At 70.3% G+C, this 14,190-nt stretch carries 11 protein-coding genes and 2 pseudogenes; 4 read left to right on the top strand and 9 right to left on the bottom strand.

All coding sequences use genetic code 11. The annotated features are described in order from the left end of the window. The first annotated feature begins 418 nt into the window (after nt 1-418). The 4 genes from moaC to DFJ67_RS11345 all read left to right on the top strand — a co-directional run bounded on the left by moaC (nt 419) and on the right by DFJ67_RS11345 (nt 3,123). Nucleotides 419-904, top strand: coding sequence for a cyclic pyranopterin monophosphate synthase MoaC (gene moaC / locus DFJ67_RS11360; RefSeq protein WP_275407638.1), 486 nt, complete (start codon nt 419-421; stop codon nt 902-904). Beyond that, a complete protein-coding gene (locus tag DFJ67_RS11355; RefSeq protein WP_116067851.1) occupies nt 901-1,386 on the top strand; it encodes a MogA/MoaB family molybdenum cofactor biosynthesis protein in 486 nt (161 codons plus the stop codon). Before moaC ends, DFJ67_RS11355 begins: the two co-directional genes overlap by 4 nt. A 151-nt stretch (nt 1,387-1,537) precedes the next feature. Next, entirely contained in the window at nt 1,538-2,716 is a 1,179-nt protein-coding gene (locus tag DFJ67_RS11350) for a molybdopterin molybdotransferase MoeA (RefSeq protein WP_116076044.1), read from the top strand. Next, a complete protein-coding gene (locus DFJ67_RS11345; RefSeq protein ID WP_116067850.1) occupies nt 2,713-3,123 on the top strand; it encodes a molybdenum cofactor biosynthesis protein MoaE in 411 nt (136 codons plus the stop codon). Before DFJ67_RS11350 ends, DFJ67_RS11345 begins: the two co-directional genes overlap by 4 nt. Nucleotides 3,124-3,300: 177 nt before the next feature. Here the strand turns inward: DFJ67_RS11345 and DFJ67_RS11340 are convergent, their stop codons facing one another. From DFJ67_RS11340 to moaA, 9 genes and pseudogenes are all read right to left on the bottom strand, one after another. Continuing rightward, nucleotides 3,301-4,758, bottom strand: a complete 1,458-nt coding sequence (locus DFJ67_RS11340) for a glycosyltransferase 87 family protein (protein WP_116067849.1) — start codon at nt 4,756-4,758, stop codon at nt 3,301-3,303. Between the two features lie 183 nt (nt 4,759-4,941). Then, nucleotides 4,942-5,550, bottom strand: coding sequence for a DoxX family protein (locus DFJ67_RS11335; protein WP_116067848.1), 609 nt, complete (start codon nt 5,548-5,550; stop codon nt 4,942-4,944). Nucleotides 5,551-5,601: 51 nt separating this feature from the next. Continuing rightward, nucleotides 5,602-6,798: an ATP-binding protein gene (locus tag DFJ67_RS11330; RefSeq protein WP_116067847.1), complete on the bottom strand. Its 1,197-nt coding sequence runs from the start codon at nt 6,796-6,798 to the stop codon at nt 5,602-5,604. A gap of 127 nt (nt 6,799-6,925) precedes the next feature. After that, complete coding sequence (locus DFJ67_RS43215) at nt 6,926-7,756, bottom strand: LppU/SCO3897 family protein (RefSeq protein WP_116067846.1); 831 nt, start codon at nt 7,754-7,756, stop codon at nt 6,926-6,928. Nucleotides 7,757-7,896: 140 nt separating this feature from the next. Beyond that, nucleotides 7,897-9,666 (bottom strand): annotated as a pseudogene (locus DFJ67_RS44680) (ATP-dependent helicase); the annotation flags it as partial. A gap of 74 nt (nt 9,667-9,740) precedes the next feature. Continuing rightward, nucleotides 9,741-11,073: pseudogene (locus DFJ67_RS44675) on the bottom strand (endonuclease Q family protein); the annotation flags it as partial. A gap of 55 nt (nt 11,074-11,128) precedes the next feature. Continuing rightward, a complete protein-coding gene (locus DFJ67_RS11315; protein WP_239097046.1) occupies nt 11,129-12,715 on the bottom strand; it encodes a metallophosphoesterase in 1,587 nt (528 codons plus the stop codon). Beyond that, the gene (locus tag DFJ67_RS11305) at nt 12,716-12,991 is read right to left on the bottom strand and encodes a MoaD/ThiS family protein (protein ID WP_116067844.1); all 276 of its coding nucleotides are present in this window, start codon (nt 12,989-12,991) and stop codon (nt 12,716-12,718) included. Nucleotides 12,992-13,054: 63 nt separating this feature from the next. Further along, a complete protein-coding gene (gene moaA / locus DFJ67_RS11300) occupies nt 13,055-14,086 on the bottom strand; it encodes a GTP 3',8-cyclase MoaA (protein ID WP_116076040.1) in 1,032 nt (343 codons plus the stop codon). Nucleotides 14,087-14,190: the final 104 nt, after the last annotated feature.

The raw sequence follows: 14,190 nt of genomic DNA, 5'->3' as shown, positions 1-14,190 counted from the left end.
GTTTGTACTATTCGGTCCGAAGGCTTGTCCGAAAGCGAGAGTGCGCGTGCGGTCAGCGATTGTGTGCGGTGCGTGGGCAATGGGCCGCCCCCGATATTGTCTGACCAGAAGCGGTAAGGGACCACCCCCGGTCACGTGACTTATGTCAACGCTCCGCATCTGCATACTTCGACAAACCCCCATAAGCCCGGATGAATTGCCTGCGTCAACACATCGAAGTGCCACTCTGCGTAGCCGGTCGGTCGACAGGCCATGCACCATGTGGCAGTCACGAATAGCCGCGTGCCCCATTCCCTGATGCATTAAGCAAACCGTGTAAGAGGCGGACAAAATTTGTGCGATACTACGAGTTCGATATAACTGAGCAGGGAAGCGTCCGTGCCGCACGGTGTCGGGCTGGCACCGATAGGCTCAGAGCGTGGCTGAGACCAACCTGACGCATGTCGACGAGAGCGGGGCGGCCCGCATGGTCGATGTCTCCGCGAAAGACGTCTCCGCCCGGCGCGCCACCGCCGCCGGCCAGCTCCGCACCACCGCCGAAGTGATCGATCTGCTCCGCCGCGACGGCCTGCCCAAGGGCGACGCGCTGGCGGTGGCCCGGATCGCCGGCATCATGGGCGCCAAGAAGACGCCTGACATCGTGCCGCTCTGCCACCCCATCGCGCTGACCGGCGTGACCGTCGACTTCGCGCTCGGCGAGACGACCGTCGAGATCACCGCCGTGACCCGCACGGCCGACCGCACCGGCGTCGAGATGGAGGCCCTGACCGCCGTCGCCACCGCCGGTCTGGCGCTGGTCGACATGGTCAAGGCCGTTGACCCGGCCGCGTCCATCACCGACGTACGGGTGCTGCGCAAAGAAGGTGGCAAGACCGGCCTGTGGACCAGGGAGGGCGAGCAGTGATCAGGGCCCGCGTCATCGTGGCGTCCAACCGGGCCGCCGCCGGCGTCTACGCCGACACCAGCGGGCCGATCCTGGTCGACGGCCTGCGCGAGATCGGCTGCGAGGTCGGCGACCCGATCGTGGTGCCCGACGGCGAGCCGGTCGCCCAGGCGTTGCGGATGTCGATCGCCGAAGGCATCGAGGTGGTGGTCACCAGCGGTGGCACCGGCATCAATCCGACCGACCAGACGCCCGAGGTGACCAAGGTGCTGCTCGACTACGAGGTGCCGGGCATCGCCGAGGCGATCCGGGCGCACAGCCGCGACAAGATCCCGGCCGCGGCGCTGTCCCGCGGGGTCGCCGGCGTAGCCGGCCGCACGCTGGTGATCAACCTGCCCGGCTCGAAGGGCGGCGCCCGCGACGGCCTCGCCGTGCTCGGCCCGATCCTGGTGCACGCCGTCGACCAGCTCCGCGGCGGAGATCACCCCGGCTCCGACATCTAGGTCGGATTGACCCTGCCCGCACAGGGCACCGCCTACCGGGGCATGCCCGGCGGACCGGTCCGGCCGCCATGATCGGCGATAGGCTCGCAGGGTGACCGCCGAAACCGTCGCGACCACCGCTCCGACCGCCTGGGACCGGGCCCGCACGTTGATGTACGAGGCCGGTCGCGCGGCCCTGCTGCCCCCGGTCGACGTGCTGGTCGACCACGCCGACGGGCTGACCCTCGCGCATGACCTGGTCACGCTGACCGCGCTGCCGGCCTTCCCGACGTCGAGTGTGGATGGCTACGCCGTCCGCGGCCCGGCGCCGTGGACGCTGGTCGGCAAGGTGCTCGCTGGCAACTCCCCCGAGCCGCTGCGCGAAGACGGCACCGCGGTTGAGATCGCCACCGGCGGGATGCTGCCAACCGGTGCCGACGCCGTGCTCCGGGTCGAAGAGTCGACCCGCACCGCCGACGGCCGGGTCACCGGGCAGTTACGCGAGACGGTCGAGTGGCGCCGGACCGGTGAGGAGGCCGAGGTCGGCGAACTGCTCGTCCCAGCGGGCACGCCGGTCGACCCAGGGGTGCTCGGGCTCGCGGCGTCCTGCGGCTACGACAAGCTCGCCGTGCACCCGCGCCCGCGTGCCGCTCTGCGGATCTTCGGCGACGAACTGCTCACCCAGGGGCCGCCCGGCGACGGTCGGGTCCGCGACGCGCTCGGCCCGAACGTGCCCGCCCTGCTCCGCCGCTACGGCTGTGCGGTGGCTCCCGGGGCCGTGGTCGGCCCGGTCGAAGACACCCTCGAGGCGCACGTGGCCGCGATCCGTTCGGCGCTCGCGGAGAGCGACCTGGTCTGCACCACCGGCGGCACCATGCACGGGCCGGTCGACCACCTGCACCCCGCTCTCGCCGCGCTCGGTGCGTCCTATCTGGTCAACACCGTCGCGGTGCGTCCCGGCTTCCCGATGCTGGTCGCCCGGATCACCGGCGACGACGGGCGGGCCCGGTTCATCGCCGGGCTGCCCGGCAACCCGCAGTCGGCGCTGGTGGCGCTCGCCTCGCTGGTGGAGCCGCTGCTCGCCGGGTTGCGCGGGCGGCCGATGCCGACGCTGGGGACGGTCGTGCTGGCCGAGCCGGTGCCGGGGCGGGGTGACTACACACATCTCGCGCTGGTGCACGTCGATGCCACCACGGGGTCGGCGCGGCCGGTGCGGCACGTCGGTTCGGCGATGCTGCGGGGGCTGGCGAGGGCACACGGCTTCGCGGCGATCGCGCCGGGCACCTCCGGCGAGGTGGGCGCGCGGGTACCGTTCGTACCGTTGCCGCTACTCCCAGGAGAACGCCCGTGATCGTCACCGTGACCTCGGAGCCACTCGACCTCGCCGCACACGAAGCGGCCGTGGCCGACCCCCGGGCGGGCGCGGTGGTGTCCTTCCAGGGCGTGGTCCGCGACCACGACGGCGGCCGGTCGGTGCTGTCGCTCGACTACGAGGGCCACCCGTCAGCGATCGACGTGCTGCGCGAGGTCGCCGCGGAAATCGCCAAGGACCCCGAGGTGTACGCCGTCGCTGTGTCACACCGAGTCGGCTCCCTGAAGATCGGCGACGTGGCACTGGTGGCAGCGGTCAGCACCGCCCACCGCGGCGCCGCGTTCGCCGCCTGCGGCCGCTTGGTCGACGAGGCCAAGGCCCGCTTACCGATCTGGAAGCGGCAGGTCTTCGGTGACGGCACCGAGGAATGGGTCAACTGTCCCTAAAGGGAGCGTGACCCATCGCGGACCTGGCAGCGAAGCGAAGCGAGCGGTGCCCGGCGGGAGCGACGGTCGTGCCCCTGACGGGCCCGGGACCTGCCCCGGACTTGGTTCCTGAAGTTCGAATTCGCGGTGCCCGGCGGGAGCGACGGTCGCGCCCCCGACGGGCCCGGGATGATCTGTTTATCGCTGTTGGATGGCCCTGCGGTCGAAGCGGATTCGTTCCGGGTAGAAGGCCGGTTCCGCGCCCGGGCGCCACGGCAGGGTGGCGACCAGGATGATCAGGGCGAGCGCCAGGGAGTTTTCCATCAGGGCGCCCCAGAGGCCGTCCTCGTAGTGGGAGTACTCCGGGAGTTGGTGCTCGTAGGGCCAGATCGGGCTGATCAGGAACAACAGGTAGACGAAGATCGCGGCGCTCGCGTGGCGCAACCCGGTCAGTGCTGGGAACCAGATCGGGGTGCGTAGCGGTGCCAGGCCGCCCATGCCGGCGCTCGGGGTCAGGCCGCGGCGGGTCAGCCGGCGGCTGCTTTCCAGGCCTCGGCTCGCGTCTCGGCGGCGCATCGCGGCGTCGGCCAGGACCAGGATCGCCGGGATCACGAAGACCAGGTGGTGGCTCCAGGAGATCGGGCTGATCACGTTGGCGGTCAGGCCGACCAGGGTGAACGCGGTCAGTTCGTCGCCGTCGGCGTGGGCGCGGGCGGCCCGCGACAGGCCCAGGGCGAAGACCAGCAGCGCGAACGAGAGCCAGAGCAGCGTTGGTGCCTCGGGCGTGTCGTAGAGGCGCGCCAGGACGCCGGCCAGGGACTGGTTGGGCGTCATGTCGGCGGCGCCGACGCGTTCGGTTTCCCAGATCACCCGGAGGAAGTAGGCCGACGAGTCGCGGCCGGCCACCAGGAACGTGCCCGCCGAGACGGCGATCGCCGTCGCCACCGCCGTGGTCGCGGCCCGCCACTGCTTGGTGACCAGGAGGTAGACCACGAACAGTGCGGGCGTCAGCTTGATCGACGCGGCCAGGCCGATGCCCACGCCGGCCCAGGAGCCGCTGCGGATGAAGCGGACCAGGGCGCCGCCGGTCGGTGCGAAGCCCGCGCTGGCCCTTGCGCGCCAGCGCAGCGCGACCATGTCGGCCATGATCAGCAGGAACAGCAGCAGGTTGATCTGGCCGTAGCCGAGCGTTTCGCGGACCGGCTCGATGGCGGCCGCGATCGGCACCGCCAGGCCCACCGCGAACCAGCGCGACCAGCCATAACGCCGGGAGATCGGGCCGAGCAGCGCCCACATCACCACCGCGAGGGCGAGCAGGCTCGCCACCACGTTGATCCACGCTGCGGCCGCGAACGGCACCCGCGACATCGGCAGCATCAGCACGCCGGCAAAGGGTGGGTAGGTGAACCCGAGCCCTGTGTCCGGCGCAGCGTATGCGTATAGATCGTGTCCGCTCGCCCACCAGACAGCCGCGCCGTGGTAGATCTTCATGTCGAAGAAGTTGTACGGCCTGCCGAACGCACCAATCGCGTACCAGGCCGTGACGAACGCGGCGGCGATGATGCCCACGCGTACGACGTTTCGACGATAGATCCCACGGACGGGACTGCTTGTCTGGACGAGGCGGTCCATCCGTCTACCGACGGTCGCCGGCATGGCGTGGCCACCCCCGTACCCTTTGTAACGTGCCGTCCAGGTCCGTCATCGAGCCTAGAGGGGCCCGTCTTTCGTCACCCGTGGCGTTATCTGACCGTGTCCGATCCCACACTAGTTCGCGACATTTCGTCCACGTTAACGCACGGCGACTGGTTCATACGTATCAGGTCGTTACTGTCTGATTCAGCTCGGTAACTTCCGCCCGACGGCTGCGGCGCGGTAGGCGATCTTCGCCTCGCGTCGGGCCGTGCGGGCCGCTCGGCGCACCGACTCGCCGCTGTGCCCGAGCTGGTGCAGGCCGTGGTCCAGGTTGTGCCGGCCGTGTTCGAGTGCGTGCTTGCTGTGCCCGGCGTAGTGGCTGGCCCGCCAGGCCAGGCCCGGCCGGCCCTGGGTGTCGCTCGCGGCGAGCAGCAGCCCACCGAAGAGCCCCAGGTTCTTCATGAAGTGCGTCTCCTGGTGGCGCCGCTCCATCGGGTCTTTGACCGTCCAGAAGGGATGCGCCGCCAGCGTGGTCGGCACCAGGGTGCTGGCCAGCACGGCCGCCGCCGGCCGGGTGAGTCGCCCGGTCGCGAGCAGGAGACCGGCCACGACCTGGGCCGCGCCGTTGAGCCGCACCAGCGTCTCGGCGTCGGTCGGCAGGCTCGGGTGGGTCTTCTCGAACAGCGGGCCGACCTTCTCGGTCACCTTCTGGGCCCTGGGCACGAACGCCGTCGGCCGGGCCACGGAGCGGGCGCCGCTGACGACGAAGATCGTGCTGAGGAACAGGCGCGCGACCGTGCGTACGGGACTCATGGCTTAACTCTTACCCCGTCGGAGGCCGCCGTATCCCCCAAACGGTGCGACTCACGGCTGCGTGCGCAGATACCGTCCGAAGTGGGGGACGGTGAAAGCGACCGTGCCGCGCTCGCCCGAATAGATGAGGCCCTTCTTGATGAGCGCGTCGCGGGCCGGTGACAGGCTGGCCGGGCGGCGGCCGAGCGACTGGGCGACGTCGGCCGTGGCCACCGCGGTGTCCATGTCATCAGTCGTGGACAGTCCCGCCATCGCCCGCATGTATTCGCGTTCGGCCGGTGTCGCGCGCTCGAAGCGGGAGCCGAAGAAGCCGACCGCCAACTCGGCCTCGGCCTCGGGTGCGGCGACCCGCACGTCGTCTGCGGTGATCGGGGTACGCGGGGCGTGGTCCCAGGTCGCCTTGCCGTAGGCCTGCACGAAATAGGGGTATCCACCCGACTTGTCGTAGAGCAGGTCGAGCGCCTTGGGCTCGTATTCCACCTCTTCGCGCTCCGCCGGCGCACACAGTGCCTGGTCGGCCGCGATCCGGTCGAGCCGGTCGATCCGCTGGTAACGGAACAGCCGCTCCGAGTAGGACTTGGCCGCCGACAGCACGGCGGGCAGGTGTGGCAGGCCGGCGCCGACCACGATCAGCGGCGCGCCGAGCTGCGACAACTCGTGGCAGGCGGCGCACAGCGCGGAGACGTCGTCGCCGGGCACGTCCTGCATCTCGTCGATGAACAGCGCGATGCCGGTGCCGACGTCGGTGGCGATGGCGGCGGCGTCGGTGAACAGCTCGACCAGGTCGATCTCGATGTCGCCGGAGTCGGCCCGCCCGGACTTGGCCGGCACGTCGATGCCGGGTTGCCAGCGGTCGCGCAACTTGGCGTTGGCCTGGTTGGCGCGCAGGGCGAACGCCTTGAGAACGCCGAGGAAGTCGTCGATGCGGTCGGGCGCGCGATGCCGCGGCGCCAGCTCACGGACGGCCATGTGCAGCGCGGCCGCGACCGGGCGGCGCAGCGACTGGTCGGGCCGGGCCTCGATCTTGCCGGTGCCCCAGAGCCGGCCGATCGCCTGCGAACGCAGCGCGTTGAGCAGCACCGTCTTGCCGACCCCGCGCAGGCCGGTCAGCACCAGGCTGCGCTCCGGGCGGCCGCGGGCGACCCGCTCCAGCACCACGTCGAAGACGTCGAGCTCGCGGTCGCGCCCGGCCAGCTCCGGAGGCCGCTGGCCGGCGCCGGGTGCGTAGGGGTTGCGCACCGGATCCATGTCGATGACCGTATCGGTCGATCTAGGAAAGACCCTAGAAACGCTTAGATGTGGGTACGGCGTGTCGCGGTCTGCTGATAACTAGGGCCGTCTAGCGCAGGTGCTAGACGGCCCTAGTTTCGGCTAGCTATCGCAGCTTGAGACAGAGCACGTAGTCGTTGAGGTCCAGCGGACTGTCGAAGAAGTACCAGTCGGTGTAGCCCTCGACGTCTTTGCACTTCTTCTCGGCATCGTCCTGGCCGGTGGTTGCCGCGTCGTAGCGGGCCAGCACCTGGTAGGTCTTCGCCGCGCACTTGGCGATCTCGAGCTTGGGGTCGTCGGTCGAGCCGACGTTCTTGACGCACTGGCCCTTCTTGACGAACCGGGCGTCGGCCGACGACTCGGCGTTGGGCGACGTCGTCGGCTCGGTGGTCGGCTCGGCCGCGCTCGGGTCGGGCGTGGCCGGCGCGTCGAGGGCCTTGTTGTCGTCGGGGCGCCCGACGAAGTAGACCGCCGCCGCGCCGCCGCCGCATACGAGCACGGCCAGCACGATGACCAGCACGAGCACGGGGCTGAACCGCTTCTTGCGCGGCGGCTCCTCGGGCGGGGTCGCCCAGGCCGGCTCCGTGCTGTATTGCTGGAAGTTGGGGTCGTATTGCTGGGTCGGGTTGCCGTAGCCGGGTGGCGGCTGGCCGTAGCCCGGGGCGGGCTGACCGTAGCCGCCGCCCTGGGTGTAGTCGGGGTTGCCGTAACCCGGGTTGCCATAGCCCGGGTTGCCCTGGCCGTAGTCGCCGCCCCCGCCGTAGCTGGGCGAGCCTGGTCCGCCGGGTGGGCTGGACTGCGGCTGGCCGCCCCAAGGATCCTGCCCGCCCCACGGGTCCGATGGCTGCCCGTAGGGATCGTTGGGCTGGCGGCCTTGCCAGGGCTCCTGCGGCGGACCGGGGTACGGCCCACCGTTCGGCGGTCCGTAGTTCGACATGGACGTTCCTCCTGGCCAAGGGGAGATCTCATCGATGGCCACCGCGCGGGGGGTCGCGGTGCTCTGGTCACCGTAGCGTCTGACCCTGCGGGGCTCACCTCCCGGAACCGCGCCAACGTGCCACGGACCCGGGCCGCGGGTCAGATCAGCCGGAGCTGACGGTCTTTCGGCCGGCGTTCCTCGGTCGTGCCGAGCCGTTCGAACAGGCCCGCGTCGATCGCACCGAGGAACGGCGACGGGCCGGTGTCACGTTCACTGCCGAGCCGGAATCTACGCTGCGCGTGCGACACATACAGCCGATCCTGTGCCCGGGTGAGCCCGACGAAGAACAGCCGGCGCTCCTCAGCGGTGTCGTCTTCCGTGCTGCTGCCGAAATGTCGCAGCGGGAGCAGGCCGTCTTCGCAGCCGACCAGGAACACGATCGGGAACTCGAGGCCCTTCGCCGCGTGCAGGGTGAGCAGGGTGACCGCCTCGGCGCGGGAGTCGAGCGCGTCGACCTCGGCACCGGTGGCGAGCTGGGCCAGGAACTGCTCGAGGTCGTCGCCGCAGCGCCGGGCCAGCGGGGTGAGCACCTCGACCGCCGACCACACGTCGGCCGGGCTCGGGGTGCTGCTGCTGTCGAGGGTGGGTGTCGCGAACCGTTCGGCGAGGAGTTGGCCGGCACGGCGTACCCGGACAGGAAGTTGACCTTCAGCCGCCGGGCCGGACAGCCGCAGCTCGCGGGCGATGGCGGCGACGCCGGCCCGGTCGCGCAGCCGGTTGTGCGAGCGTTTCTGCACCGGGATGCCGGCACGGGCGAGCGCCTCGACGATCGGGGCGGCCTGCTGGTCGGTGCGATAGAGCACGGCGACGTCGGAGAAGGAGATGCCGGCGGCGTTGCCGCTGATCCGCCCCGAGTCCAGCGACCGGTGGGAAAGGCCGCCAACCAGGTCATCGACGGTACGGGCGACAAAGTCGGCTTCGTCGGTGACCGAGGTCGCGGCGTAGCGCCCGACCAGCGGGGCCTCGGGGTCGAGCCGGGCCGGTTCCAGCCGCCGTCCCCGGACCAGCGACGAGGGCGCGATGGCCTGCACCGCGGCGGCCAGGATCGGAGCCGAGGAGCGGTAGTTGCGGGTCAGCCGGACCAGCCGGGCGTCGGTGAAGTCTTCGGCGAAGCGCATGAAGTAGCCGACGTCGGCGCCGCGGAACGAGTAGATCGACTGGTCCGGGTCGCCGATCGCGCAGAGGTTGCCGTCGGGTGGGCAGAGCAGCCGGAGCAGCTCGTACTGCGTCTCGTCGACGTCCTGGTATTCGTCGACGAAGATCCAGCGCCAGCGGCCCTGGTAGCGGTCGACCAGGTCGGGGTCCTTGCGGAGGAGCTGCAACGGCAGCGTGATCAGCTCGTCGAGGTCGACCAGGTCCTGGCCGCGTAGCAGCTTCACATAGGCCGCCGCGTCGTCGCCGGCCTCTTTCCGGGCGGTCTCCCGCTCGGTGTCGTCGGCGATCCGGAAGTCTTTCGGCAGCCCGGCGGCGGCCGCGTTGCCGCGCAGGATGGTCAGGCCCAGGGAGTGGAACGTGGCGACGGTGACGTCGGCGGCGACCGGGCCGAGCAGGCCGTCGAGGCGAGCACGCAGCTCCTCGGCGGCGCGCCGGGTGAACGTGATCGCGAGGCAGTGCTCGGCGAAGACGCCCAGCTCGGCGCAGAGGTAGGCGATCCGGTGGGTGAGCGTGCGGGTCTTGCCGGTGCCGGGGCCGGCGACGATCAGCATCGGGCCGCCGGGTGCCGACGCGGCGACCCGCTGCATCGCGTCGAGGCGGTCGAGCAGGCCGGTGCCGACCTCTTCCATGCCGGCCAGCATCGGCTCGAACGGCTCGTGCGGGGATACCTGCGGTGGCGGCGGGATCGGGGGTGGGGTCGGTTCGACCCGCTTGACCGGGCCGCGCCTGGCTGAGCCCTCTGACGGGCGGTCTCTTTGGGTTTTTGTGGCTTTTTTCTTGGTTTGCGCGGGCATGTCGAAGAGGGTGTCTGTCTGCGCCGCGTTCGTGGGCAGCTCGTCCGGGTTGAAGACGCGGATGATGCCGTAGGCGCCGTCGTAGCCGGGGGTGCGGTGGACCTCGCCCCGGCGGAGCCGGCGGATCGCCTCTTCGAGGTGGTCGCCGCCGACCCGCTTGATGTCGTCGAGCGGCACGTCGCGCAGGATGGTCAACTCGGGGCCGAGGGCGGCGACCAGGGTGTTGAGCTTGCCTTCGACGGTTTTCGAGCGCGGGCCGACGCCGGCGATCTCGCCGAGGATCTCGGCCAGGGCGAGGAGGTGTTGGACCGGCTTGGCGTTGGTCCGGACGTGTCCGTCGTGCCGGTCGGCCAGGTCTTCGACCCGGCTGAGGACGCCCACGGTCAGCGGTTTGTGGCATTCCGGGCAGAGGCCGCCCGCGGTCCTGGTCTGTGCCGGCACCCAGTTGACGCCGCAGAGGCGGTGGCCGTCGCCGTGGTATTTGCCCTCTTCGGGGAAGAACTCCAGCGTGCCGGCCAGGCCGTCGCCGGTGCGCAGGGCGTCGCGGACGGCGAAATAGTCGAGGTCGGTGGCCAGGACGGTCGCCTCGCGGGCCAGCGCCGGTGGCGAGTGGGCGTCCGAGTTGGACACCAACTGGTAGCGGTCGAGGCTCGAGACCCGCCAGTTCATCGCCGGGTCGGAACTCAGCCCGGTCTCGACGGCGAAGATGTGGTCGGCGAGGTCGGCGTAGCAGTCAGCGATCGCGTCGAAACCCGACTTGCTGCCCAGCGCGGAGAACCACGGCGTCCAGATGTGGGCCGGCACGAGATAGCCGTCCGGGCTCGCCTCGAGCGTGATCTCCAGCAGGTCGCGCGAGTCGAGGCCGAGGATCGGCCGGCCGTCGGAGGCGAGGTTGCCGATCCGCCCGAGCGCCGTGTTGAACCGCGCGACCGCGTCGAGGTCGGGCAGGTAGATCAGGTGGTGCACCTTGCGGGTGCGGTCGTCCCGCTTGTAGATCGTCGAGATCTCGACGGAGAGCGTGAAGCGGACCTGCTCTTCGCTGCTGGCCAGCCGCGGCGGCAGTTGCCGGGTGATGGCCTGCTCGGCGTCGCGGTCGAGCCGGAAGAGTCCGGGTTCGGCGGGTAGGAGGTTTTCCTTCAGGTGCTCAAACCAGGCAGGGTGGGTGAAGTCGCCGGTGCCGAGGAGGGTGACGCCCTTGCGCCGGGCCCACAGCGCCAAATTGGGCAGGGTGAGGTCGCGGCTGCAGGCGCGGGAGTACTTGGAGTGGATGTGCAGATCCGCGACGAAGGGTACGGCGCTGTACGGGAGCACGCCGCATAGTGCCACGCCCCGATGAAGAATGCGGTGACCGTCCACCGTGGTGCGGCGTGTCGCACACCCGTTATGGGCTACGAAGCTCCACAAGAGTGACTTGCGGCGGCGCGCCGACCCGGACCGGCGGCCCCCAGAATCCCGCGCCGTTGGTGACGTAGAGCTGGGTGTCACCGAACCGCGCGTAGCCCCGCACGACGGGTTGGTCGAGCTTGACCAGCAGGTTGAACGGCGCCATCTGACCGCCGTGCGTGTGGCCGGAAAGCTGGAGGTCGACATGCTGCGCGGCGGCGTCGTGGACCTGCACGGGTTGGTGCGCGAGCAACACGACCGGGATGGTCTCGTCGCGGCCGCGCAGGGCACCGGGAATGTCGGGGCCGCCGGTGCTCGTACCCGCACCCGCGACGTCGTTGACGCCGGCGAGGTCGAACGCGCCGCCGGTGCCGGTGATGAGCTCGCGTTCGTTGCGCAACGTGCGGATGCCCAGGCTCTCCACCTCGGCGAGCCATTCCTCGGCGCCGGAGTAGTACTCGTGGTTGCCGGTCACGAAGAACGAGCCGTGCCGCGACTGCATGCCGCGCAGCGGTGCGGCGGCGGGGCCGAGCTCTTTGACACTGCCGTCGACGAGGTCCCCGACGACGGCGACGAGGTCGGCATTGGTCCGGTTGATGACGGCGACGATGCGTTCGGTGTGCGCGCGGCCGGCGAGCGGGCCGAGGTGGATGTCGGAAACGGTGGCGATCCGGAATCCGTCCATTCCGCGGGGCAGTTTCGCGAGGGTGATCTGGACGCGGTCGAGTTGCGGTGCGCCCAGGGCGGTGCGGGCGCCGTAGGCCGTGATGCCGGTGGCGGTGAGCCCCGCGAAGATGGCGGCGCCGCGGGCGAGCAGCAGGCGACGCTCGATGCCGGGCCGCGGTGCTTCGGCGGGGCGGGCGTCGTCGGTCGCGGTCCGGCTCGCTGTTTGGCTCGCGGCTTCGGCGAGGTCGTGCTGCGTCTGGGGTTCGTTTTGGTCGGCAGTGACCTCGCGCCAGCGCGTCTCGGTGACCGGGCTGTTTTCGTGTTCAGCGGTCCCGGTTGGCTGGCGCTGGCTTGTGTCGCGCTGGGCCGCGGTGCCGGTCGCCTGGCCTGTGTCGTGTTGGGCCGCGGTGCCGGTCGCCTGGCGAGTGTCGTGTTGGGCCGGCTCGATTGGCCGGCGGGTGTCGTGTTGTGCCGGCTCGATTGGCTGGCGGGTGTTGGGCCGGCCCGTTGCATCCTGGTCCGTTTCGACCGGTTGGCCGGTCATTTCGGTGGACTGCGGTCCCGTTGCCGGCCATTCGGCGGACGCCGGTCGCTCGTCGGCCCGCTGGCCTAAGGGCGCGGCGCGGCGGCGGAGCACGATGCGGGTGACCAGCATCGGGATCTCCAGCAGGAGCAGCACGACCAGCAGGTAGAACATCAGCGCGATCCACAGGTATCCCGGCCAGGCCAGCACCGTCAGACCCGTGCGGGTGCCGATCAGCGTCGCCGGAACCAACAGCCCGAGAACGACAGCGACGATCGCACCGATCCGCCGCCAGCGCCCGGGACGCGTGGCGTCCCGCACGAGCCGTTTCCAGAGATAAAAGTGGATCAGACCGATGAGGGCGAGTGCCACAACGGCCAACAGGATGATTCCCACTTACCCACCCGCGAAGGGCGGCAGGACATCAACCTCGGCACCGGCCGGCAACGGTTTTTGACCGTCCCGCCAGGCGACCCCATCCACCAGAAAACTCGCCACCTTCAGCACGGTCGCCAACCGCTCACCGTGTCGTTCGGCAAGCTCGGCGACGAAGTCATCGTGGGTCAACCCAGCGGACACGCTGGTCTCCGCGACCCCGGCGGCCGCCCGAGCCCCGGCGAAGAACCGGACGGTGACGACCCCCGACGCCGACCCGTCAACGGGATTACCCATGCCGATCAGCCTATCGCCCGGCTGAACCCGATCCGTCCCACACCGGTCCGCCCCGGCGGGGCGTCAACCACCGATGGCGGACATCGGCCTGGCCGGCTGCAGGAACGACGGATCGTCGATGCCGTGCCCGGCGCGCTTGACCCGCATCGCCGACTGCCACCGCCTGGCAAGCTCCTCGTCGCTGGCACCGCCACGCATCGCGCCGCGCAGATCTGACTCGTCCGTCGCGAACAGACAGTTGCGGATCTGCCCGTCGGCAGTCAGCCGGGTGCGGTCGCAGTCACCGCAGAACGGCCGCGTCACGCTGCCGATCACACCAACCCGCGCCGGCCCGCCGTCACTCGCGGTATAGCCGTCAACCACCCACGTCTCCGCCGGCGCACCGCCGCGCTCGACCGGGTCAGGCAGCAGCTGGTAGCTGGACCGCAACGACGCCAGAATCTCGTCGGCCGTCACCATGGTGGCGCGGTCCCAACTGTGCTGCGCGTCGAGCGGCATCTGCTCGATGAACCGCAACTCGTAGCCGTGCTCCAGCGCGAACCGCACCAACTCCGGCGCCTCGTCGTCATTGACCCCACGCATGAGCACAGAATTGATCTTCACCGGAACGAGCCCGGCGTCGGCGGCAGCGGTCAGCCCCGAAATCACCGCCGCGAACCGATCCCGCCGCGTCAGCGTCTTGAACCGCTCCGGATCCAGCGTGTCGAGCGAGACGTTGACCCGATCCAACCCCGCGTCCTTCAACGCCGAGGCCATCCGCTCCAACCCGATGCCGTTGGTGGTCACCGACATCCGCGGCCGAGGCCGCAACTCGGCACAAGCTCCGACGATCGCGACCACACCAGGCCGGATCAGCGGCTCGCCACCGGTGAACCGGACATCCGTGACCCCAAGCCGCTCCACCGCGACGCGCACCAACCGGACGATCTCGTCGTCAGTGAGCAACTCTTCCCGCGGCAGCCACGCAAGCCCCTCAGCAGGCATGCAGTAGGTGCAGCGCAGGTTGCACCGATCGGTCAGCGACACCCGCAGATCGGTTGCTACCCGTCCGAAGCGGTCGGCCAACACCCCATCCGTGGCCCGGACCTCGGTTATCGTCACGCTTCGACCGTATCGCGTAAAGCTCCCGCCCGTGGATTCCCGCAAGGTCGCCTTCGTCCGACCGATCAGGCACTTGCCTCGATCAATCCGGCGAGTCC

Source organism: Asanoa ferruginea (genome assembly GCF_003387075.1).
In the GTDB taxonomy this organism is placed as follows: domain Bacteria; phylum Actinomycetota; class Actinomycetes; order Mycobacteriales; family Micromonosporaceae; genus Asanoa; species Asanoa ferruginea.
This window is presented reverse-complemented; position numbering and strand designations above follow the sequence as displayed.